Origin of the sequence: Streptomyces sp. NPDC059851, assembly GCF_042732005.1 — a bacterium.
Lineage (GTDB): Bacteria > Actinomycetota > Actinomycetes > Streptomycetales > Streptomycetaceae > Streptomyces.
The window spans coordinates 1-19,824 of the sequence record NZ_JBHWJJ010000150.1; the positions used below are offsets into that span (position 1 = coordinate 1).

The 19,824-nt window shown below is 69.4% G+C and carries 23 protein-coding genes and 3 pseudogenes; 11 read left to right on the forward strand and 15 right to left on the reverse strand.

Going from position 1 to position 19,824, the window contains the following annotated elements:
* Positions 1-77 precede the first annotated feature (77 nt).
* Together ACFV7Q_RS33200 and ACFV7Q_RS33205 are read right to left on the reverse strand one after the other, a co-directional pair.
* A complete protein-coding gene (locus ACFV7Q_RS33200) occupies positions 78-1,445 on the reverse strand; it encodes an NAD(P)-binding domain-containing protein (protein ID WP_385434298.1) in 1,368 nt (455 codons plus the stop codon).
* 54 nt (positions 1,446-1,499) lie between these two features.
* Entirely contained in the window at positions 1,500-1,709 is a 210-nt protein-coding gene (locus ACFV7Q_RS33205; RefSeq protein ID WP_385434300.1) for a hypothetical protein, read from the reverse strand.
* Between the two features lie 109 nt (positions 1,710-1,818).
* Here ACFV7Q_RS33205 and ACFV7Q_RS33210 point away from each other — a divergent pair, with 109 nt between their 5' ends.
* Complete coding sequence (locus ACFV7Q_RS33210; RefSeq protein ID WP_385434302.1) at positions 1,819-2,919, forward strand: substrate-binding domain-containing protein; 1,101 nt, start codon at positions 1,819-1,821, stop codon at positions 2,917-2,919.
* 2 nt (positions 2,920-2,921) lie between these two features.
* On the opposite strand, the gene ACFV7Q_RS33215 is transcribed toward ACFV7Q_RS33210, so the two are convergent.
* Entirely contained in the window at positions 2,922-3,296 is a 375-nt protein-coding gene (locus ACFV7Q_RS33215; protein ID WP_385434304.1) for an ArsR/SmtB family transcription factor, read from the reverse strand.
* Between the two features lie 168 nt (positions 3,297-3,464).
* Here ACFV7Q_RS33215 and ACFV7Q_RS33220 point away from each other — a divergent pair, with 168 nt between their 5' ends.
* Complete coding sequence (locus ACFV7Q_RS33220; RefSeq protein WP_385434306.1) at positions 3,465-4,169, forward strand: three-helix bundle dimerization domain-containing protein; 705 nt, start codon at positions 3,465-3,467, stop codon at positions 4,167-4,169.
* Here ACFV7Q_RS33220 and ACFV7Q_RS33225 read toward each other — a convergent pair.
* From ACFV7Q_RS33225 to ACFV7Q_RS33245, 5 genes are all read right to left on the reverse strand, one after another.
* Entirely contained in the window at positions 4,164-4,937 is a 774-nt protein-coding gene (locus ACFV7Q_RS33225) for a response regulator transcription factor (protein ID WP_385434308.1), read from the reverse strand. The two genes, ACFV7Q_RS33220 and ACFV7Q_RS33225, sit on opposite strands and share 6 nt — an antisense overlap.
* Before the next feature lie 74 nt (positions 4,938-5,011).
* The gene (gene pstB, locus ACFV7Q_RS33230) at positions 5,012-5,860 is read right to left on the reverse strand and encodes a phosphate ABC transporter ATP-binding protein PstB (protein ID WP_385434343.1); all 849 of its coding nucleotides are present in this window, start codon (positions 5,858-5,860) and stop codon (positions 5,012-5,014) included.
* A gap of 53 nt (positions 5,861-5,913) precedes the next feature.
* Positions 5,914-6,828, reverse strand: coding sequence for a phosphate ABC transporter permease PstA (gene pstA, locus ACFV7Q_RS33235; RefSeq protein WP_385434310.1), 915 nt, complete (start codon positions 6,826-6,828; stop codon positions 5,914-5,916).
* Positions 6,825-7,775: a phosphate ABC transporter permease subunit PstC gene (gene pstC, locus ACFV7Q_RS33240; protein ID WP_385434312.1), complete on the reverse strand. Its 951-nt coding sequence runs from the start codon at positions 7,773-7,775 to the stop codon at positions 6,825-6,827. The genes pstA and pstC overlap by 4 nt, the downstream gene beginning before the upstream one ends.
* On the reverse strand, positions 7,772-8,746 hold the full coding sequence (locus tag ACFV7Q_RS33245) for a PstS family phosphate ABC transporter substrate-binding protein (protein ID WP_385434314.1): 975 nt from the start codon (positions 8,744-8,746) through the stop codon (positions 7,772-7,774). Before ACFV7Q_RS33245 ends, pstC begins: the two co-directional genes overlap by 4 nt.
* Positions 8,747-9,563: 817 nt before the next feature.
* Here ACFV7Q_RS33245 and ACFV7Q_RS33250 point away from each other — a divergent pair.
* From ACFV7Q_RS33250 to ACFV7Q_RS33260, 3 genes are all read left to right on the forward strand, one after another.
* On the forward strand, positions 9,564-10,082 hold the full coding sequence (locus ACFV7Q_RS33250; protein ID WP_385434316.1) for a GNAT family N-acetyltransferase: 519 nt from the start codon (positions 9,564-9,566) through the stop codon (positions 10,080-10,082).
* Positions 10,083-10,598, forward strand: a complete 516-nt coding sequence (locus ACFV7Q_RS33255) for a SigE family RNA polymerase sigma factor (protein ID WP_385434318.1) — start codon at positions 10,083-10,085, stop codon at positions 10,596-10,598.
* A 90-nt stretch (positions 10,599-10,688) separates the two neighbouring features.
* Positions 10,689-11,969, forward strand: a complete 1,281-nt coding sequence (locus tag ACFV7Q_RS33260; RefSeq protein ID WP_385434320.1) for a hypothetical protein — start codon at positions 10,689-10,691, stop codon at positions 11,967-11,969.
* On the opposite strand, the gene ACFV7Q_RS33265 is transcribed toward ACFV7Q_RS33260, so the two are convergent.
* Both ACFV7Q_RS33265 and ACFV7Q_RS33270 read right to left on the reverse strand, forming a co-directional pair.
* Positions 11,951-12,466: a hypothetical protein gene (locus ACFV7Q_RS33265; RefSeq protein WP_385434322.1), complete on the reverse strand. Its 516-nt coding sequence runs from the start codon at positions 12,464-12,466 to the stop codon at positions 11,951-11,953. The genes ACFV7Q_RS33260 and ACFV7Q_RS33265 overlap by 19 nt on opposite strands.
* A 69-nt stretch (positions 12,467-12,535) precedes the next feature.
* Positions 12,536-12,703 (reverse strand): hypothetical protein, encoded by a 168-nt coding sequence (locus tag ACFV7Q_RS33270; RefSeq protein WP_385434325.1) that lies wholly within the window; start codon positions 12,701-12,703, stop codon positions 12,536-12,538.
* A 348-nt stretch (positions 12,704-13,051) separates the two neighbouring features.
* Here ACFV7Q_RS33270 and ACFV7Q_RS33275 point away from each other — a divergent pair, with 348 nt between their 5' ends.
* Both ACFV7Q_RS33275 and ACFV7Q_RS33280 read left to right on the forward strand, forming a co-directional pair.
* Positions 13,052-13,603, forward strand: a complete 552-nt coding sequence (locus ACFV7Q_RS33275) for a hypothetical protein (protein WP_385434327.1) — start codon at positions 13,052-13,054, stop codon at positions 13,601-13,603.
* A gap of 207 nt (positions 13,604-13,810) precedes the next feature.
* Positions 13,811-14,698 (forward strand): hypothetical protein, encoded by an 888-nt coding sequence (locus ACFV7Q_RS33280; RefSeq protein ID WP_385434329.1) that lies wholly within the window; start codon positions 13,811-13,813, stop codon positions 14,696-14,698.
* Between the two features lie 407 nt (positions 14,699-15,105).
* Here the strand turns inward: ACFV7Q_RS33280 and ACFV7Q_RS33285 are convergent.
* From ACFV7Q_RS33285 to ACFV7Q_RS33305, 5 genes and pseudogenes are all read right to left on the reverse strand, one after another.
* Positions 15,106-15,966 (reverse strand): annotated as a pseudogene (locus ACFV7Q_RS33285) (IS5 family transposase); the annotation flags it as partial.
* Positions 15,967-16,052: 86 nt separating this feature from the next.
* On the reverse strand, positions 16,053-16,688 hold the full coding sequence (locus ACFV7Q_RS33290) for a VOC family protein (RefSeq protein ID WP_385434331.1): 636 nt from the start codon (positions 16,686-16,688) through the stop codon (positions 16,053-16,055).
* 100 nt (positions 16,689-16,788) lie between these two features.
* Positions 16,789-16,911, reverse strand: a complete 123-nt coding sequence (locus ACFV7Q_RS33295; RefSeq protein ID WP_385434333.1) for a hypothetical protein — start codon at positions 16,909-16,911, stop codon at positions 16,789-16,791.
* Positions 16,912-17,050: 139 nt separating this feature from the next.
* Positions 17,051-17,245 carry a hypothetical protein gene (locus tag ACFV7Q_RS33300; RefSeq protein WP_385434335.1) on the reverse strand — a complete coding sequence of 65 codons (195 nt, stop codon included), beginning with the start codon at positions 17,243-17,245 and terminating at the stop codon, positions 17,051-17,053.
* Positions 17,239-17,721, reverse strand: a complete 483-nt coding sequence (locus ACFV7Q_RS33305; RefSeq protein WP_385434337.1) for an AAA family ATPase — start codon at positions 17,719-17,721, stop codon at positions 17,239-17,241. Before ACFV7Q_RS33305 ends, ACFV7Q_RS33300 begins: the two co-directional genes overlap by 7 nt.
* Before the next feature lie 214 nt (positions 17,722-17,935).
* Between ACFV7Q_RS33305 and ACFV7Q_RS33310 the strand changes: the two genes are divergently transcribed.
* The 4 genes and pseudogenes from ACFV7Q_RS33310 to ACFV7Q_RS33325 all read left to right on the forward strand — a co-directional run.
* Positions 17,936-18,418 (forward strand): RICIN domain-containing protein, encoded by a 483-nt coding sequence (locus ACFV7Q_RS33310; protein ID WP_385434339.1) that lies wholly within the window; start codon positions 17,936-17,938, stop codon positions 18,416-18,418.
* Between the two features lie 128 nt (positions 18,419-18,546).
* On the forward strand, positions 18,547-18,858 hold the full coding sequence (locus ACFV7Q_RS33315; RefSeq protein WP_385434341.1) for a hypothetical protein: 312 nt from the start codon (positions 18,547-18,549) through the stop codon (positions 18,856-18,858).
* A 225-nt stretch (positions 18,859-19,083) separates the two neighbouring features.
* A pseudogene (locus tag ACFV7Q_RS33320) lies at positions 19,084-19,457 on the forward strand (ABC transporter ATP-binding protein); the annotation flags it as partial.
* An 8-nt stretch (positions 19,458-19,465) separates the two neighbouring features.
* Positions 19,466-19,824: pseudogene (locus tag ACFV7Q_RS33325) on the forward strand (metal ABC transporter permease); the annotation flags it as partial.

Genomic DNA, 19,824 nt, shown 5'->3' on the forward strand with positions numbered 1-19,824 from the left:
GGGCTGTCGGGGGGGGGCCCGCCCCGGCCCCCCGGGCGGGGGGGGGCCAACGCTGGTCTGGGTGTGTGGCATGCCGGTCAGCAACTGCCGGCGGAGGCGGTGGCGGGGGCGCCGATGGTGAGGGTGGCCGGGGCCGCGCAGCATCCGCCACCGGTCTCCTCGGCGTCCTCGGGCTCGTCGAAGAGGCCCGCGCCGCCGCAGACTCCGGTCTCGGGGAGGGTGAGTTCGACGCGCTCAGCCGCTTCACGGTCGCCTGCGAGGTGGGCGGCGATGGAGCGGACCTGCTCGTAGCCGGTCATGGCGAGGAAGGTCGGGGCGCGGCCGTAGGACTTCATGCCGACGAGGTAGACGTCCTTCTCCGGGTGGGAGAGCTCGTTCACGCCGTGGGGGTAGACGGTGCCGCACGAGTGCTGGTTCGGGTCGATCAGCGGCGCCAGCTCGACCGGGGCCTGGAGCCGCTCGTCCAGGCCCAGGCGGAGCTCGTCCAGGAAGGACAGGTCGGGGCGGAATCCGGTCAGCACGATCACCTCGTCGACGGCCTCCAGGCGGCGGCCGTCCTCACCGACGAGGACCAGGCGCCCGTCGCCGTCACGCTCGAAGGCGTCCGTACGGAAGCCGGTGACCGCGTCCGCGTAACCGCCGTCGACCGCGGCCTTGGCCGCCAGGCCCAGGGCGCCGCGGGCGGGGAGCTGGTCGGCCTCGCCCCCGCCGAAGGTCGAGCCGGAGATGCCTCGGCGCAGGATCCAGGTGGCGTGGGTGCCGGCGCCGTCGTCGGACTTGGCGAGGTCGGCCAGGTAGGTGAGGGCGGTGAAGGCGGAGGCGCCGGAACCGATGACCGCGGTGCGCTTGCCCGCGTACCGGGCACGGACGGCAGGGTCCTTCAGGTCCGGGACCCGGTAGGTGATCCGGTCCGCGGCAGCCTTCTCACCGAGGGCGGCCAGGCCGCTGCCACCGGCGGGGCTGGAGGTGGACCAGGTGCCGGAGGCATCGATGACGGCACGGGCGAAGATGCGCTGCTCACGGCCGTCGGCGTTGGCGTAGTGGACGACGAAGGGCTGGGCCTCGCGGTCGGCGTCGACGATGCGGTCACGGCCGGTGCGAGAGACGCCGGTGACGCGGGCGTCATAGCGGACCTTCTCGCCCAGGACATCGGCCAGCGGCTGGAGGTACTGCTCGGCCCAGTCGCCGCCGGAGGGGTAGGTGTCCTCGGCGGGCTTGACCCAGCCGGTCGGGGCGAGGAGCTTTTCGGCGGCTGGGTCGACGACCTCGCCCCAGCGGGAGAACAGCCGCACGTGCGCCCACTCGCGCACCGCTGCTCCGGCGACCGGGCCGGCTTCCAGGACGAGCGGGGCGATGCCGCGGTCGGCAAGGTGGGCGGCGGCTGCGAGTCCGGCGGGGCCGGCCCCGATGACGACGACGGGCAGCTCGGTGGTGTTCTCGCTCATGACAGGTCTCCGGGGTCTTCGTACGGGCGGCAGGGGAGGGTGGGGCTCAGGTGGTCAGCAGCAGCCGGCGTCGGCGGTGACGGCCTCGCGCTTGGCCTGCGGGTCGCAACAGGCTCCGGCGGCTTCCGCGTCCTCGCTGGTGCCGCAGCACGGTGAGGACTGGACGGGCGCCTCCTCGGCGGCGGGCTGGACGGGGGCGGTGCCGCAACAGGGGGCCGCCGTCTCGGCGTGCTTGGGGCTGGTCGGGTTGGACTGCTCGTTCATGACGACTCCTCGCGTGTTTCGATGTTTGTCGATGGCTTGCACGATCAGCATGGCACCTGTATCGATAGACGTCAACATAGACACTCATCGATTTCATCCGGGGGTTGTGATGGAGCACGCGGAAGCCGTCGTCATCGGAGGCGGACAGTCCGGACTGGCGGCCACGCACGCGCCGGTCCGAGCGGGGGTGAAGCCCGTGGTGCTGGAGGCGTCGGACCGGGCGGCCGGCTCGTGGCCGCACTACTACGACAGCCTGACGCTGTTGTCACCGGCCCGGTTCAGCGCGCTGCCCGGCCGGGCCTTCGGCGGGGATCCGGACCGCTACCCGCACCGCGACGAGGTCGTCGGCTACCTGGGCCGCTATGCCGCCCGCCTGGACGCCGAGATCCGCACCGGTCGGCGGATTGCCCGGGTGACGGTGGAGGAGGGCGGCCGGTTCCGCATCGAGGTGGAGGGCGGGGCCGTCCTGACGGCCGGGGCCGTGGTCGCTGCGTCGGGGAGCTTTACCAACCCCTACCGGCCGGCGCTTCCGGGCTTGGCGTCTTTCACCGGCCGCCTCATGCACGCGGCCGACTCCAGAATTACGCGCTGGAACGACCCGACCATCCAGAAGCTCAACCCCGGAACGGTCCTCCCGGCGCTGCCCATCCAGGCCGTGCACCGCTCCGACGGCTCGGGCACCACGCAGAGCCTCAATGCCTACCTGTCGGGGGCGGCCCCGGGCCAATGGCCTTACCCTGTCGAGAAGTCCTGGCCGGGACAGGGTGGCCAGGCCGCATCCGGGCCCGACGCGGTCGCCTCCCAGGTGGCCGGCACCGACGGCGCGCTCGGCAACTTCGAGTTGTCCTTCGCCGCCGCCCGGAAAATCAAGACCGTACGCGTCGACAGCGGAGCCGGCGAACCAGTGGCTCCATCAGCCGAGACCGCGTCAAAGGCCATCGGGGCCGCACGGTTCGTCGGTACGGACGGCGACTTGACCCTGGCCTTCGACTACGGCACGCCGAGCCCCGGGGCGTACCCGATCGTGCTCATCACGTACGAGATCGTCTGCAACAAGGGCAACAAAGCGGAGACACTGGCGGCACTGAAGTCCTTCCTCGCGTACACCGCCGGCGATGACGGTCAGAAGATCCTTCCCGAGATCCACTACGCTCCACTGCCGACCACCGTGGCCGCCAAGGTCCGCGAGGTCATTCCGACCCTGCGCTAGATTCAGGCAGTTGCCGGATCGAGGATGTCGCGCAGGCGACGCAGGCCTTCCTCGTCCACGGAGTACCAGGCCCAGGTTCCGCGTCGTTCGCGGGTGAGCAGACCGGCGTCGGTCATCAGCTTGAGGTGGTGGCTGACCGTCGGTTGCCGCAAACCCAGGCATTCGGTCAGGTCGCACACGCAGGCCTCGCCGGAGGGCGAGCGCTCGATCAGGCGCAGTATCTGCAGGCGGGTGGGGTCGGCGATCGCCTTGAGCATGCCGGCCAGCCGTTCCGCCTCCGTGCGGTCGATCAGAAGGCAGGACAACTTCGGGGAGCACGCCTCCGACTCCGCAGCGTCCGCCTCCGACTCGGATGCGCCGATTGCAGTGATGGCCATCTATTCACCATACGGCCGAACGAGTGATCCACCGGCGCCCAGGAGCCGTCCGGGACACCTATTCACCTACCGTTCACCTTCGCGTCCTACCTCCCCGATACATAGACATTCACCTATCATGGCTTGTCAGAGGCGCCACGTAGGTGGCCTGGGCGAGGAGGTGCTGCGGTGGACGACTCGACTCCCCTGGGCCCGCTGGGTCGCTCCACGCCTCCCTTGCGTGACATCGAGGCCGTCCTGCGACGCATCACCGCACGGCTCGCCGCCCGGCACCGCCGGTGCTTCTCGCGCGAGACGGTGGCGGAGTACGTCGCCGACTGCGCGGACCTTCTGGGCTACCGGGCGCGATTGGAACGGCACGTTCCCGTGCTCGTCGAGCGCTTCGCCGACCAGCGCCTGAGCGCCTTGGCCCGCGGCCTGGGGCTGTCGCCCAAGCCGGTGCCCGAGGTGCTGTTCGTGTGCACGGAGAACGCCGGCCGTTCCCAGCTCGCGGCAGCCCTGATGCGGCACATCGCAGGAGAGGCGGTCCACGTCCTGATCGCCGGATCCGCACCGGCCCGCGCCATAGACCCGGTCGTACGGCAGCTCCTGGCGGAACAGGGTCTGGAGACCCGTGAGGAGTTCCCTAAACCCCTGACGATGGAGATCGTCACAGCGTCCGACGTCGTGGTGACACTGGGCTGTGGTGATGTCTGCCCCGTACGACCGGGCCGCCGCTATCTGGACTGGGCGCTGCCGGACCTGTCCGGGCTGGACATCGAGAGCGCCCGCTCCGTCAGGGACGCACTGCGGCACCGGATCGAGCAGCTGGTGCGCGAGCTGCTGCCGGCCGGTGCGGCGCAGGCTGGACGGCCCGCGCCTCCCGTTCTATGAAGGGCCGGGTGTCGCCGAAGTTCGATCGGCTACGCACTCCAGGCGGTAGCCGACGCCGCGGATCGCATCGATGGTGCAGCAACTACCGCTCTCGTCCACGAGCTTGTGCCGGATCCGGCGCACGTGGACGGTCAGGGTGTTGCTGTCCAGGTGGTCGGTGCCCCACAGCGCCTGGGTCAGCTCGACACGACTGACGACGCGGTTGGGGTGCTGCATCAGGTAACGCAGCAGCGTGAACTCTCGTACAGGCAGCTGGAGGGAGCGGCCGCGCACGTAGACGTGGAAGCCCGCGGGATCGAGTTCGATGTCACCGACCTTGAGGGGTTCGGCCGTGTCGCTGCCCCTGGGCACGCGCGCCGTCAGCAGTGGCAGTATCTCCTCGATCCGGTACGGGCGGGCCACGAAGGCCAAGGCGCCGACCGCCAGGGCGGCCGTCGCTTCCTCGACCCCGTCGGGCCCGGCGCCCACGATGACGGGGACCGGGTGAAGGCGGCCGATCAGCTCGGTGACAGCGGAGGCGCTGACCACGGGCAGTGGCGCCGCGAGCAGGACCGCGCCGGGGCGGTGGGCGCCGGCTTGCAGGAGGGCTTCTGCGCCGTCGTGGCAAGTGATCACTGTGACGCCCTCGGCCGTGAAGTGGGCGGTGGCCTTGGCGGCGAGCTTTTCGTCGGGTTCGGCCAGCAGGAGGGCGGGCCGGCTGGTGTCACCCGGCTCGGCCGGGCCGCGCTGGGCGGCGACCTGGGGAGGCTGTGGTGCGTCGGGGGTCACCCTTGGTTCTCCTTCACGTATGGCGGCGCGCAAAGGGTGGATCGGGAGGCCACGGCGGGCCGGATCGGGACCGGTCAGCCGAAGCGGCCGGAGATGTAGTCCTCGGTGCGCCGGTCGGACGGGTTGGAGAAGAGGCGGGACGTCTCGTCGTACTCGATCAGCCTGCCGTGGCGCACGCCCGCGTCGTCGATGTCCGCGGTGAAGAAGGCGGTGTGGTGCGAAACGCGGGCGGCCTGCTGCATGTTGTGGGTGACGACGATGATCGTGAACTCCTGGGCCAGGTGCTCCATGAGGTCCTCGATCTTGGCGGTGGCGATCGGGTCCAGGGACGAGCAGGGCTCGTCCATGAGGATCACCTCCGGCTTGACGGCGATGGTGCGGGCGATGCACAGCCGCTGCTGCTGGCCACCGGACAGTGCCAGGGCCGAGGACTTGAGCTTGTCCTTCACCTCGTCCCACAGCGCGGCGTGCGTCAGGGTCTCCTCCACCAGGTCGTCGAGGTTTCCCTTCGTGCCACCGACCCGTGGCCCGTAGGCGATGTTGTCGTAGATCGACTTCGGGAACGGGTTGGGCTTCTGGAAAACCATGCCGATCCGCCGGCGGACCTCGATGGGGTCGACGTCGCGCCCGTACAGGTCCTCGCCGTGGTAGCGGATCTTCCCCTCTACGCGGGCACCCGGAATGAGGTCGTTCATGCGGTTGAAGCAACGCAGCACGGTCGACTTGCCGCAGCCCGAGGGGCCGATCATCGCGGTGATCTGGCGGTGGCCGATCAGCAGGTTGACGTCGCGTACGGCCTCGTGGTCGCCGTAGAAGACGGACAGGCCGCCGACCTCGAAGACGGGGCTGTCGAGGGAGCGCGCCTGACGGTAGGAGACTCGGGGCGTCCTGGTGCCGCCGGAGGCGTCGGGCGGAGTGGTCATGGCGGTCTCCTGCCGGGAGTCGGCGGTCGGTTCGAACGGGGCGGTCATGGCGGTCACCAGGTGCGGGCGTAGTGGTTGCGTAGCCAGATGGCCAGGGAGTTCATCGCGAGCAGGATCACCAGGAGGATCACGATCGCGGCGGAGGCGAGGGCGACGAACTCGGCCCGGGACTGGCTGATCCAGTTGAAGATCTGGATCGGCAGCACGGTGAACGGGCTCTGCACGCCCGTCGGGTTGAAGGTGATGAAGGTGAGTCCGCCGAGCAGCAGCAAGGGTGCCGCCTCGCCGATGGCGCGGGACAGCGCAAGGATCGATCCCGTCGCCATGCCGGGGACGGCGGCGGGCAGGACCTGGCGCCAGATGGTCTGCCACTGGGTGGCCCCGAGCGCGAGGGATGCCTGTCGGATGGACTGCGGTACGGCACGGATCGCCTCTCGGGAGGAGATGATCACAACCGGGAGGACCAGGAGGGACAGGGTGAGGGAGGCCGTCAGGACGGTCTGGCCGAAGCCGAGGCCTCGGGAGATGATGCCGAGGCCGAGGATGCCGTAGACGATCGACGGGACGGCGGCCAGGTTCTGGATGTTGATCTCGACCGCGCGGTTGAACCAGCGGTGCGGATCGGCGTACTCCTCCAGGTAGATGGCCGTGAGGACGCCGGTGGGCAGGCAGTACAGGGCGGTGAAGCCGATCACCCACACCGTGCCCGTGATCGCGGATTGGGCTCCGGCCTGGGTCGGGTCGATGATGTCGGGGAAGTTGGTCCACAGCCGCGAGTCCAGGCGCGGCCAGCCCTCCACGATGACGTAGACGAGCAGCGAGGCGAGGAAGACGACGCCGACCGCGAGGGACGCCAAGAGGCTGAGGTGGAAGAACCGCTCGCGCCACGGGGTGCCGCGGCCCTTGAGGCGGCGGGCGCCGGGGGCCGGGCCGGTGACAGTGGGCTGGTCGATGATGCGCGGGCTCATTCGTACACCTCGCGGTACTTGCGCACCAGGCGGATGCTCAGCAGGTTCATCACCAGGGTCATCACGAACAGCAGCGCGCCCACGGCGAAGATGGTCTGGTAGCCGGTGGAGCCGGTGGGTAGGTCGCCGATGCCAGCGGCCGCGATGAACGCGGTCATCGTCTGCATGCCTTCGAGCGGGTTGAAAGACAGGTTGGGCTGGCCGCCCGCCGCGATCGCCACGATCATCGTCTCGCCGAGGCCTCGGGAGATGCCCAGGACGACGGCGGCAACGATGCCGGAGAGCGCGGCAGGGAAGACGACGCGGGTGGAGACCTGCATCCGGGAGGAGCCGAGCGCGAACGCGCCGTCGCGCAGCGCGCGGGGGACGGCGTTCATGGCGTCTTCGGCCAGGGAAGCGATGGTCGGGATGATCATGATGCCCATGACGAAACCCGCCGAGAGGGCGTTGAAGATCTGCGGGCCGTTGCCCGTCGGCCAGATGTTCTGCAGCAGCGGGGTGATCGCCTTGAGGGCGAAGAAGCCGTAGACGACTGTCGGGATGCCCGCGAGGACTTCCAGGACCGGCTTGAAGAAGCTGCGGACGCGGCGGTTGGCGTACTCGCTGAGGTAGACGGCGGCGCCGAGGCCGAGCGGTACGGCGACCAGCAGCGCGATCACCGTGACCATGAGGGTGCCGGCGACCAGCGGCAGTACGCCGAAGTGCGGCGGGCTGAAGAGCGGGGCCCAGGTGGTGCCGGTGAGGAACTCACCGAAGCCGACCTTGGAGAAGAACTGGCTGGCGGGCGGGATCAGGGCGACGACGATGCCGAGGGTGGTCAGCACCGAGACCAGGGAGGCGGCCACCAGGAGGACCTTGATGACCTTCTCGCCGTAGCGCGGCTGGGACCGCCTCAGGAAGCCGGGGCTTCCCGAGGCGGCCCGCCGCCCAGTTGTCGGAGTGCTCATGACCCGTGCTGCGTCCGCAGCTTTTCGAGGGCGGTCTTGAGCTGCGCCTCTTGTGCCGGGTTCAGCGGCACGAAGAGGGACTTTTTGGCGATGTCCGCGTGGTTCTCCACGTAGAACTCGACGTACGCCTCGACGGGCTTCTTGTCGAGCGAGGCAGCGTTCGGGTAGATGAACAGCGGGCGGGAGAGCGGCTTGTAGGTGCCGTCCTGGACCGTCTGGGTGGTCGGTTCGATGCAGCCGTTGCCACCGTCGATCTTGACGAGCTTCAGCTTGTCCTTGTTCTCCTCGTAGTAGGACAGGCCGAAGTAGCCGAGGCCGCCCCTGGAGCCGGAGACGCCGCGGACGGTGACGTTGTCGTCCTCACTCGGGTTGTAGTCCGTGCGAGAGGCCTTCTCCTTGCCGTTGATCTCCTTGGTGAAGTAGTCGAAGGTGCCCGAGTCGGTGCCGGCGCCGAAAAGTTCGAGCTTGACGTCAGGGAACTCGGGGTCGACCTGGTTCCAGTTGGTGACCTTGGAGCCCGGCTCCCAGATCTTCTTCAGCTGGGCGACGGTGAGGCACTGGACGAAGTCGTTGTCCTTGCTCACCACGACGGACAGGCCGTCGTTGGCGACCTGGAACTGCTCGAACTTGATGCCGTTCTGGTCGCAGGCGGCCTTCTCCTCGTCCTTGATCGCACGCGAGGCGTTGGAGATGTCCGTCTCGCCGTTGCAGAACTTCTCGAATCCGCCACCGGTGCCGGAGGTGCCGACGGTGACCCTGACCCCGGGGTTCTGGGCCTGGAAGAGCTGGGCTGCCGCGGTGGACAGCGGGGCCACGGTGCTGGAGCCGTCGACCTTGACCGTGCCGGACACCTTGTCCCCGGTCCCGTTCGAGCCCGCGTCGCCGCCCCCGCATGCGCTCGCTGCCAGCATCACAGCCGTCGTCAGAGCCATCGGGAGCGAAGCCTGGCGCAGCGAAGTGGAAATGTTCACGACTCTCGACCCTCGCGTCTGCCAGCGCCCCGCGTCAGAAAAGCCGGCGCGCTGAGCGCTCTTTTTCGGACAATTAGATCGAAGCTCGCCTATATTAACAAAACGTGAACAATCACCCCTCGATGTGTGAACTATAGGCAGGCATCTATATAGATAGATCGTGATGAAGTCTGAGCCGCTACCCGCGACCCGGACCGCTGACACGCCGGTCACATACGGACGCAGCGACATCAGTCATCTGATGATCTCGTGTGTTGATCCACCGAGGGTACGGAGGAGGGCGTGGGGGATACGGGGTAGGGAGGAGTTGCAGGAGCCCCTGCCCCTCCTGCTGCAGTAGAACGCCACCAAGTAGGCCGCGGCCACCGCGGCGAGCCGGGGCTCCGCGGCTACGGGCCGCGGCCCGGCGCTGCAACGCCTCGAACGGCAACCGGCCTGCCGCCGGGACACGGCCGTGGGAGTAGCCGCACAGCGGGCAAGACCACCCTGCCCGGCAGCCGCTCCAAGGTTCTGGCGGCGCCGCAGGGCCGGGTGGGGTGGGCAAGTCGGCCCGGAGCGTCAGGGCGTGTCGGCCGCAGTGGCGGCCCGCCTCACCAAGATCATCACGAGACGGTTTGTTCCGCCCCGCCCAGCCCAGCACCAGGCCCGCACGCCGCACTTCACCCTGACGGGCAACCCGATGCACCGCCGAAAAGCGCGAATCCCGCCGCCAGGATGCCACTCCCCCACCGGGCCGGCCCCGTCCCCAGGCAGAAGTGGAGCGCCGTTCCTGCGCGCACAATGAGTCCGGCACGCAGGGACGGACAAGGGGATCGACGTGCAGCAGAATCCGGGGATCGAGTTGCGGGTCGCGGGTCAGGCGGATGTAGACGCCGCGGCGGAGTTGTTCCGGGGGTACCTCGACTTCTACGAGGTGGAGGTGACCGATCCGGACCGGCCGCGCGCCTTCCTCGCCGAGCGGATCGCGAAGGATGAGTCGCTGGTCCTGCTCGCCGACGCACCGGGCGTCGGGACGGTCGGATTCGCCCAGGTGTACCGGGCGTTCTCCTCGCTCAGCATGGACACCGCCTGGGTGCTCAACGACCTGTACGTGGCCCCGGAAGGCCGACGTACCGGCGCCGGCCGGGCGCTGCTGCGCGAGGTGCTGCGCCGGGCGCGGGAGGCCGGGGTGACCGGGGTGCAGCTGGAGACCGCCTACGACAACAAGGTCGCGCAGGGGCTGTACGAGGGGAGGGCTTCGTACGCGAGGAGTTCCACGTCTACTTCCACGAACTCGGGTGAAACATTTCCGGGCCGTCGCCGCGTCGACGGGGTGAGACGACGCGAGGGGGAGTAGATGCGGCAGGGTCGCAGGGACGGGTTCCGTGAGTTCGCGGAAGGCAGATCGGGGCACCTGTACCGGTCGGCCTGCCTGCTGGCCAGCGGGGACACCCATCTCGCGGAGGATCTGGTGCAGGAGACCCTGGGGCGGATGTACCTGCTCTGGGGGCGGATCTCCCGCATCGACAATCCGGCGGCGTACGCGCAGACGGTGTTGGTCCGGGCCTTCCTGACCCACCAGCGCCGGCGGTCGGCGGGCGAGCGCCCGGTCGGGGAGTTCCCCGATTCGGGTGCGGTGGCCACCGGTTCCGGCGATCCGGCGCTGCGGCTGACGCTGCTGGAGGCGCTGGGGCGGCTCGCGCCCAAGGATCGGGCGGTGCTCGTGCTGCGGTACTGGGAGGACCGCAGCATCGAGGAGACCGCCAACGCGATGAACACCAGCTCGGCGGCGGTCCGCACCCGGACCTCGAGTGCGCTCGGCTGCCTCAGGCAGCAACTGGGCGGCAGCATCGGCGAGTTCGTGGGCCTCTGAAAACGGAGATGGTCCGGCCCACCCGCGGTGGGCGGCGTCGTGCCGGTTCGGTCTTCTGCACACTCCTGAGAACGGAAGGTTTGGTTCCCCATGTCCTTTGAAGACGAGCTCGGTGAAGCCCTCCGGCGTGCGGGGGACGGTTTCACGGCCGACCGGCACGCCCTCGTGGAAGCCGGTGAGCGGCGCGGACGGCGGCTCGTCGCCCGCCGCCGGGCCGCCCTGATCGGCGGATCGGTGCTGTCCCTGGCCCTGATCGGCGCGGCCGGCGCCTACGCGGGGGGCCTGCTGGGCGGAACGGACCGGGTCGAGATCGCGACGCCGCCGACACCGTCGGGCGGACCGTCGGGTGGGGGCGGGGACGGCACCCCGGAGCCGCCGCCGCAGCCGCCCCGCGGTACCGGCGCGGTCTCTTCCTCACAGATGGTCGAGGTACTCAAGGGGCTGCTGCCGGAAGGGGCTCTGTCCGTAGAGCATGCGAACGGTACCGGCGGCGGCGGCGCGGGGGTCAGCGGCGTGTACGACGACGGCCGGGGTGGAGCGGCGATCAGGCTCGTCCTGAGCCGGGTGGACCCGAACGGCAGCATGGCCAACACCACGACCGTTTGTACGAAGAAAGCCACGCGGCCGGACGACGACTGCACAACGGAACAGCTGGCCGACGGCTCCAGACTGCTGATCCAGCAGGGCTACTCGGCCCAAAACCCCGGCATAGACATCAAGGAATGGCGGGCCGCGCTCGTGACCCCGCAGGGGTTCCTTGTCGAGCTGTCGGAAAAGAACGCTCTGCCGATGGAGACCGTGAAGGCCTCTCGCCCCAACCCGCCACTGAGCCCCGCCCAGTTGAGGGCCGTGGTCATCTCGGACAAGTGGCACCCGGCGCTGAACGACCTGCCCGCGGCCGCGCAGCAACCGCGGGGCTGGACGCCTGCGAATCCGAATGCGCTGCGGGATCTGAAGGCCGTGGAGCAGCTGGAGAAAATGGTGACCAAGATGAAGGTCCCGGTCATCTCCAAGGGCGGGGAATCAGGGTCCGGCTACGTCGTGGTCGACGACGGCAAGGGTAAGTCCCTGGTCCGGCTCGACGTCGTCAAGGAGACCGGCGCTCCGGACTTCGAGGGCAACGTCCCTTCGCCGAACGACGGCATCCGCACCAAGGTCACACAGGGTCCTGCGGAGAAAAGCAGCGGGGTGGTCCCGTGGACCGTGGACACCCGGTACAGGAACGGCCTGCGGGTGACGGTGACCGCCTACAACGCCGCTGACCAGAGCGGCACGGCCACCCGTGAGACGCCCGCGCTGACGCTGGAGCTGCTGCAGCACATCGCCACCGATCCCATGTGGCGTGAGCTGGACTACTTCGCGTCGGCATAGCACTCCACGACGGCCGTGACTCGGGCGGAGGCCATGTGCAGCATGGCTGGGACCCGCCGCCAGGCGCCGTCTCCGGCCAGCCGCAGCAGCACCGCTACGGGCTGGTCGACGCCCTTGTCCATGGTCTTCATCCCGTACAGCTCCTGCTCGTCCTCGCTGAGCACCTCGCGTCCATCGGGATCGCGGGAAATGTGCACCTCCATGTGCGGAGCGGCGTCGTTGCCCTTCGGGATGACCCACCACATCGCGGCCCAGTCCGGTGCCTGCGTCATCCGCATCACCTCACTGGACCGGTAAATCCTCGAGTGGTGGCGGAAGGAGTCTTCTCCGGGCTGAGCCAGCCAGGCGGGAGCATCACGCAGGTGCTTGCGCCCCTGCCCTTCCAGGTCCCATGAGTGCTCGGTGGACACCGTGTAGCTGTTGGCGAGCTTGCAGCGGTCGGCGCGGACGAACAGCACCGACGCGAACGGCTCCACCCGGCCCTGCCCGGCGGCCACCGGCACCTCGATGACGGCGTCCTCGGAGAAGTCGTCGCCCGGGTCGAGCCGGGAACCCGCGTTGGAGATCTACCCGGCGGCCAGCAGCCGCGGGGCGGCGTTGAAGTCCTCCTGCCGGTGGCTGTCCCAGCCGTCTCCGCGCTCCTGCCGCCACCGGGTGCGCTCCGTCCCCCGCGGGCGGAAGTCAGACGGCCACAGCTGCGCCGACCGCAGGGTGCCGACCACGAAGATGCTCACCGATCCCTCGTTGCGGAAGGTGCATGTCCACCAGTGCTCTGGGCCGAGACCGGCGGGAAGCGGGATCGGCTGCGGACCTGGAGGAAGGTGCGCCGCAAGGACGCGGTCTGGAGATCCACCCGGGCCCCGGCGCATAACGCTGCTTCTAACGCTGCTTTGCCCTCGGCAAGGCTTTCGCCGGCACGTTGTCACGGGCACAGGCCTCGAATGCACCGTGCCTTATCAAGATCTGGCGGCTGGGCGGCCCTGTCAGTGCGGGATGTGACGCTGTCGTGGCCAGGCGGTACTTGGAGCAGGTCGCCGGCGATGGACCGCGGGACGTTGCCGGGTGTCTCTGGAGGGGTGGATATGGCGTTGGAGACCGAAGGCGATTTCGGAGTCGTCGAACGGGGCGAGTGGTCGTATGCGGCGGCTGTCGGGGTGGGACCGCTCCGGTTCGGGATGACCGTCAGCGAAGTGGTCGAGGCGGCTGAGGTACTCGGCCCGGCGAAGGTCAGCGACTGCCGCCGGCAGTACGCGGTCTTCTCGCGGACGTGGAAGGTCGAAGTCCACCGCCGCGAGGGCGCGCCTTCTGCACTGGCCGTCACGGCCTACGTAAGCCAGGACGCGGGTCTGTTCGGCGTCGCTTGCGACGCTGTGCAGGGTCCCCAGGTCGCGTACAACGGCCTCCTGCTGGTCGGAAGGGAGATGGGGGCGCTGGAGAGCGACATGATCGCGTGTGCCGAGGCGCAAGACGTGCAGTTTCGCTATACGTGCGAGGGCCACGCAGGGCCGGATGATCCCGGGATCGTCATACGCGCGCAACAGGTCGGGGAAGGCCTGCGATCGCGTCCGCTGTTCATGGTGCCGCGCGACGGCGCATGGACGGAATGGGATTCGCTCCCCTCCGAGGAGGACTAGGACTGCAAGCGGCCCGCCTCAGCCTGCGGGAGCTGCTGAGTGGTGCGGGACACGGGATCCGGGGCAGGCGCGGGAGCTACCGATGCCGCGGGACACCTCTGCTCGAGCGGAGGTGACCCGCGGTCCGACGACGCGACTGCGGCATACGTGCGGTGCGTTGAACACGTTCAAACTCCATGGCAGGATGCGGTCCGGGGGGTGACGGCCGTGGCGAAAACGCGACAGGAATGGCCTGACAGTCGCATGGTCCTGGTCTCGACGCTGGTGCTGATCCAGGAGGCGGCGCTGGCCGGGGTCGTGTACCTCGTGCACAGGCAGACCCAGGAGTCGCCCAACACCCCGGGCAACTTCGGGCTCGCACTCGTTCTCCTCGGGCCATGGCTGCTGGTGGTCGCAATCGCGGTCATCGGCATGGCAACGCTGTTCCTCGTACTGCCCTCGGTGTCGCTGAGCCACCGGCTGGGGCGCCGGTTCGGCGGCCGCGAGGTGTGGTGGTGGGTCCCACCCGTCACTGCTGGAGCCGCGCTCCTCCCGTTCGCCGCCGCAGTACCAGCCGGAGAGCTGGAGCCGTACGTCGCCCTCTGGGCGTGGCCGCCCACCACGGTGGCGCTCGTCGCAGCCGCGCTGATCACGCGGCTGCCCGCACGGAGGCTTGCACGGTGGGTCGCGATATGGGGTACGGCCGCGGTACTCGCAACGGCCGTGTTCGGGCCCATCGCGCTGTCCGCCGGCCTGATCGAGGAGTACCGGCCGCCGCGGCTCACCCGAGCCGCGCTGACCGGGGTCTGGTCCGACGGACGGGGTGGCACACTGGCGTTCACCCCGGACGGAACGGTGACGGCCTCCCGCATCGAGCACCGGCCCTACAGCAGCAACGGCGACGAGAACGTGCAGAAGTGCTCGGGCCAGGGCACGTGGAGGCTGGACCCGGGAAGGGACACGTGGACCCAGCAGATCGAGGACGGCATCAGGAGCTGCCCCTGGGGGCACTGGAACATCGGCGGCACCGAAGGGCGGGTCACGCTGTACCAGTACATCGGGGACCCGGATTCCTGGACGCTGTACGAGCTGCGCAGGGTTCCCTTCGACTCTTGACCGGCGAAGTGCAGCGGGCCCGGGGGGCACCGCGATGCATGGGATCGGCACCGGCCGACCCGCACGTCACTGCCATTCCGGCAACTGACCACGCCGCGAGAGCCGCCGCCGGCCGCGGACCTGTCGGCGTCGGCCTCCGGACGACGACGTGCGGGCGGCGCTTGCCGCAACGCTCCCGGGGACACCGTCGAGCCGGCCGAGTACCGGGTCTGGGTGCGCGCGCCGCAGCACGTGCGGCCTCTGGAGGGCGTCTCGTACGACGGCGTGCCCGTCGAGTACCTGGGGCCGCCTTCGCTCGTGGAGCGAGAGCTGGGGCCGCTCGGGACGCGACACAGTACCCGGCGCCCCGCTGTGTTCCCTGTGCGGAGCCGCAGTCGAGCTCGAACCCAGGTTCCGTTCTTTGGTCGGCGTCGTGCCCAGATGAAGATGGCGGCGATGTGGAGTGCTGCCTCGTAGGCGATGGCGAGGTTGTCGCATCGTGTGGCCAGGCCGCGCCACTGCTTGAGGCGGTTGATGCAGCGTTCGACGCCGTTCCGCTGCTTGTGGATCTCGGCGTCGAAGCCGGGCGGCCGGGGCGCCTCGGCGTCCTCGCCGCAGGCGGTCGCCGATCTGGTCGGACGGCTGCGGGATGACCGCGCGGATGCCGCGTCGTCGCAGGGGGGACCGGATGGCACGGGAGGAGTAGGCCCGGTCCGCGAGCACGGCCAACGGCCGGGTTCGGGGCCTGCCGGGCCCGCTTCGTGGCACGCAGATGCGGGCCATGACAGCTTCGAAGGCGGATGCGTCGCCGGCCTGGCCGCGGTGACGGTCAGGGCCGGGGGCCGTGCACGGTCGCCGGCAGCCAGGTGGACCTTGGTGCTCAGGCCGCCCCGTGAGCGTCCGAGGGCGTGGGCGGCGGGCTCGCTGCGGCCTTCGGCCCCTTTTTGCGTGCTCCGGCTGAATGCTGGTGGGCGCGGACGACGGTGGAGCCGACCGAGACGGTCCAGCCGATGACGTCATCGGCGTCCGCGGTCGCCAGCACGGCGATCAGGATGTTCTGCCAGGTTCCGTCGACGGCCCATCTGATCAGCCGTTTGCGGGCGGTCTGGAACGGGCGGAGCTCGTCGGGCAGGTCCCGCCAGGGCGAGTTGGTGCGGTACTTCCACGCAATGGCCTCGATCGAGGGTTCGGCGGTGATCGGCCCACCGCCGTCCACGGGCCGGATCGGCCGGCATCTGCGGCTCGATCCGGCCCCACATCGCATCAGTGATCACTAAACGGGCAGACACATCCGATCAACTGACCAACCCATCAAAGAGACACACGCTAGCCATGAAACCCCAGCCGGCTACTCCCGCGGGGCAGTCGGGCCCGGTCAGATCGTGACCGGGCCGTGGGCGGTGGCGAACTCGACCGAGACCAGGCCCGGTTCCTCATCCTCGATCCAGGTGACGTCGATCTGGTCGAGGGGATGGTCGGCCGGTTCGCCGAGGAACTCGGCGATGGAGGCGGCATCGCCGGCGATGGAGACCCCCTGAATGGTGGTGGAGGTGCGCGGGTCGGCGCTCGGGCGCTCCTCGGTCGGGACCAACCACTGGAGGAAGTAGGGCAGTTGCGGGTCCTCCAGCAGTTCCAGCAGGCCGATCTGCTTCCACCTCAGGTCGAACCCGTCGGGGCGGACACGGTGGCCCTCGGCCGCGGTGCGGCCGTGGCGGGCCTCGATCGGGGCGTTGTCGTCGACGGAGACAACCCAACCCGGCCAGCCGCCGCCCTCGGCGGCGCGGCGCGCGACCGCCTGGCCGAAGGGTGCGCGGTCGGCGGCTGGGTGGTCGAGCGTGGTGACGACCTCGACGTAGGTACCGCCGCTCAGCGGGAGAATGAAATTGCGGGTGCCGAATCGCGGGTGCACGCCCCCGTCGACGAACCCGGCGCCGAGGGCCGATCCGATCCACTGGACGGTCGAGACGAAGCTGTCGCGGGCCACCGCATAGGACACGTGATCAAGTCGCACTGCGCCATCGTCACCCGACAACCCGCACTAATCCCGACGCCACGCCCGCCGCCCCGGCCGCGTCCGCCGTGGATTCAGCCGTGGAGCGGATCGATCACCGTCATCCCGGCGGGGAGGCCCGGTCGAAGCCAGGCAGCAGCGCCGCCGCCTCGTCGAGGCCCACGACCCGCTCGATCAGCCGCTGCGGGGCGAGCCCTGCTGCCCCAGCATTTCGAACCGGCATGCAGCACCATGCGCACCGCACTTCCCGACCGCGTCAACGGCTTCGGCCAGACGAGTGCGGCGCCGCCGCTCTCGAGTCTTGGAGATGCAGGTCTCGTAGGTGGAGCGGGCGCCGTGCTGCGGTTTGGGCAGGGGCCACGTCATCGGGCCTCGCCCTCGTCCTCGGCCTTCTCGGCCAACAGGATCCGGGCCGGTCCGCGGCCCTCACTGCCGAGCTCGCCGCCGAGGTGCTCCAGGACCTCCTCGAAGGTGTCGAACCGGGAGACGGCTGCCTGGATGGCGGGGTGCAAGCTGGAGTCGCGGACCTCCAACCCGAAGACTGCCTGGGTCAACACGCCCGCACTCCCCATAGGTCTGGACACTGAGTCGCTCCGCCCGCAGGTCCCCCGCCGCTGAGCTTGTAGACACACGAGCGCGGGACTTCTTGCAGCACGACGGGGGGAGAGTGGGTGGCGACCACCGCGACGCCGTTGCGTTCGGTCAGCAGGCGCGAGAGCGTCTGGATGAACGAGGCGAGCAGGGGCGGATGCAGATGCGACTCTGGCTCGTCGATGAGAACCAGCGACCGCTCGGCCACGTGCTCGATGAGCGGGGGGGGGGGAAGCGCCTCACCCGTAGTCGGACAAGCACCTCTCGGCGGTGCGTCTCGGTCCGAGCTGCCCGTCCTCGTCAATGCAGTCGGGCCGGACAGACTGGAACACTGGGTCGCCTCGCCTCGCCTCCCTCCGCCCGCGTCCCGTCGTCCCATCCGTCTCAGGGATCGTCCCGTCCGCCACTGGGACGGTGATGCACGCGCCGCGTACGCAGGCATGGAGCCCCGGGCCGGGGGGCGTCCTGGGAGGCCGGTGCCGTCCGATGCCCGGGGTTGGCGCTTCCCGTCCCGCAGGCCGGACTCGGACGGGACGCCCTGAGACAGGTCCGGTTTTGAACGGGCTCTAATTCACACGTAGGTTGGCGATCATGAAGCGGCGCCTCCCCTATCGGGTCGCGGCTTCTTCCCGCCACCGACTGAAAGGTTGACCACAGTGACGAGGACTCTGACTCGCGTCGCCGCCACCTCCGTAGGCCTCCTGCTCGCGGCCGGCACCGCGCTCATCACCGCGCCTTCCGCCTCGGCCCTCACCAGCGGTCGGCAGCACAACGTGGCTTCGGGCAAGTGTTTGGGCATCTACGGGAACGTCAGCAACAACGGCCAGGACGCCATCCAGTGGGACTGTAACAGCAACGCTGACCAGAACTGGGACTTCACCGGTGTCGGGGGCGGCTACTACCGGCTCAAGAACGGGAACGGCAAGTGCCTCGGCATCTGGGCGTCCACCGGCGTGGCGATCCAGTGGGACTGCAACTACAACGCCGACCAGAAGTGGTACATCGACTCCACCGGCGGCTCGGCGCAGTTGAGGAACGGGAGCGACTGGAACAAGTGCCTCACCATCTCCGGCAGCGGTAACGGCGCCAGGGCTGTGCTGGCGAGCTGCAACCACCAGACCAACCAGCTCTGGTACTGATTCCGAATGGTCTGAGGGCTGGATAGCGATGGCCGGGGAGTTCCGCTCTCCGGGCCACCGCCATTACGCCAGGCTGCTCTACGGCGACAGCCACCCCGACGAGGCGCTGCACTGGCCTCTCCACGGCCGTGCTGGTACCGCTCGGCGTAGCCGACGAGGCGGCCGTCTCGGTCCAGATCGAGCAGGCCCGCGGGGCCATCGCCGATTTCTTCAACTCCGCTACTCCCAGGATCTTTGGCACCGAGCTCGACTCCGTGGACATGGTTGACCTGCTGTCCCAGCCTGAGGCCAAGCAACTGCTCCGTGACGCGCAGACGCATGCCGACATCGGCGACTGTGCCCAAGCCATGGCTGGCCTCTCCCCGGCATTCGAGGCGCTGCCCAGGGTCAGCCAGATGGTCGCCCTTCAACTTCGGCGAGAAGCTGTCGCATTTCGATGAGCCTCGCGTACGTCCCACGGACTTCACCGGTCGCCTCGCGGAGATCGGCAACCTTATGGAAGTCGCCCAGGAAGCTCTCGGGGCCATCAGCCTCGGCATCGACTACGCGATCAGGCCCGCTTCCGCATCCTGACCCCCAGGTGCCACCTACGGGGACAGCAGCAAGCGATACATCGTGGGGAGAACCCTGGAGGGAACGACTCCCGACGACTACGACTGGGCGCTATCGCGCAGGCGCTGGCCAGCGACCCGCGGATCCTGCTCTGCGATGAGCCGCTGCTCTCCCTCGACCTGCAGCACCAGCGCATCGTCACCGCACTGGTGGACCGGCGGCGCCGCTCCGCCGGTACCGCCGTCGTCTTCGTGACGCACGAGATCAACCCGGTCCTGGATCTTGTGGACCGGGTGCTGTACCTGGCCCCGGGCGGGTTCCGGATAGGACCGCCGGACGAGGTGATGACCACCGCCGCCCTGTCGGTCTCTACGGGACCGAGGTGGACGTCCTTCGCGTCCGCGGCCGCATCGTCGTCATGGGGGCACCCGACGCGGCCACCGTTCACCACCATGGCAACGAGGCGAACGGGGGCGAACGGCCGTGACGGGACGCCTGCCCTGCGCCAACGGGGAAGACGGCGGCCTCTGGCAGCAGATCTTCAACTTCGACGACTACGGCGACCTACTGGCCCTCGCCCACAACTCGCTGCTGGCCGGGGTCCTGCTGGGCCTGGTGGGCGGGCTGGTCGGGGTGTTCGTCATCATGCGCGACCTGCCGTTCGCGGTGCATTGGGATCAGTGAGCTGTCCTTCGCCGGTGCGTCGGCCGCGCTGCTGATGGGGGTGAACATCGTCGCCGGGTCCATCGTGGGGTCCCTGGTGGCAGCGGCCGCGATCGGAATCCTGGGTGTCCGTGCCCGTGACCGGAACTCGGTCATCGGCATCATCATGCCGTTCGGGCTCGGCCTGGGTG

What these genes read in the sequence shown, in the direction of transcription:
- pstA (WP_385434310.1), bottom strand. Translation starts at nt 6,828, where the DNA reads ATGAGCCCGCGCATCATCGACCAGCCCACTGTCACCGGCCCGGCCCCC.
- ACFV7Q_RS33275 (WP_385434327.1), top strand. Translation starts at nt 13,052, where the DNA reads ATGGCGTTGGAGACCGAAGGCGATTTCGGAGTCGTCGAACGGGGCGAG.
- ACFV7Q_RS33305 (WP_385434337.1), bottom strand. Translation starts at nt 17,721, where the DNA reads ATGCCTGCGTACGCGGCGCGTGCATCACCGTCCCAGTGGCGGACGGGA.
- ACFV7Q_RS33295 (WP_385434333.1), bottom strand. Translation starts at nt 16,911, where the DNA reads ATGCCGGTTCGAAATGCTGGGGCAGCAGGGCTCGCCCCGCAGCGGCTG.
- pstC (WP_385434312.1), bottom strand. Translation starts at nt 7,775, where the DNA reads ATGAGCACTCCGACAACTGGGCGGCGGGCCGCCTCGGGAAGCCCCGGC.
- pstB (WP_385434343.1), bottom strand. Translation starts at nt 5,860, where the DNA reads ATGACCACTCCGCCCGACGCCTCCGGCGGCACCAGGACGCCCCGAGTC.
- ACFV7Q_RS33200 (WP_385434298.1), bottom strand. Translation starts at nt 1,445, where the DNA reads ATGAGCGAGAACACCACCGAGCTGCCCGTCGTCGTCATCGGGGCCGGC.
- ACFV7Q_RS33215 (WP_385434304.1), bottom strand. Translation starts at nt 3,296, where the DNA reads ATGGCCATCACTGCAATCGGCGCATCCGAGTCGGAGGCGGACGCTGCG.
- ACFV7Q_RS33255 (WP_385434318.1), top strand. Translation starts at nt 10,083, where the DNA reads ATGCGGCAGGGTCGCAGGGACGGGTTCCGTGAGTTCGCGGAAGGCAGA.
- ACFV7Q_RS33260 (WP_385434320.1), top strand. Translation starts at nt 10,689, where the DNA reads ATGTCCTTTGAAGACGAGCTCGGTGAAGCCCTCCGGCGTGCGGGGGAC.
- ACFV7Q_RS33205 (WP_385434300.1), bottom strand. Translation starts at nt 1,709, where the DNA reads ATGAACGAGCAGTCCAACCCGACCAGCCCCAAGCACGCCGAGACGGCG.
- ACFV7Q_RS33210 (WP_385434302.1), top strand. Translation starts at nt 1,819, where the DNA reads ATGGAGCACGCGGAAGCCGTCGTCATCGGAGGCGGACAGTCCGGACTG.